The organism is Pseudomonas sp. PNPG3, from assembly GCF_023093815.1.
Classification (GTDB): domain Bacteria; phylum Pseudomonadota; class Gammaproteobacteria; order Pseudomonadales; family Pseudomonadaceae; genus Aquipseudomonas; species Aquipseudomonas asiatica.
This window is the reverse complement of sequence record NZ_JALLKV010000393.1, coordinates 1-209: the sequence shown is the minus strand read 5'-3', so window position 1 is coordinate 209 and position 209 is coordinate 1. Positions and strand designations below refer to the sequence as shown.

The 209-nt window shown below is 76.1% G+C and carries 1 pseudogene; it reads right to left on the bottom strand.

The annotated features are described in order from the left end of the window. Positions 1 to 209 (bottom strand): annotated as a pseudogene (locus MJ643_RS31415) (ABC transporter ATP-binding protein); the annotation flags it as partial.

The following is a 209-nucleotide window of genomic DNA, read 5'->3' as shown; positions in this document are numbered from 1 at the left end:
CGCCCATGACGAGGAGCTGCTCGCGGGCGGTCAGCGAGGGCACGAGGTTCGCCTGCTGGAAGACGATCCCGATGCGCTCGCGGCGCAGGGTCGTCGCCTCCGCCGGGGACAGCTGCGCGGCATCGACGACGCCCGCCCCGCCCGTCGGCCCGGACGCACCGAACCCGTCGGACCCGTCGGACCCGCTGGACCCGTCGGCCCCGCTGATC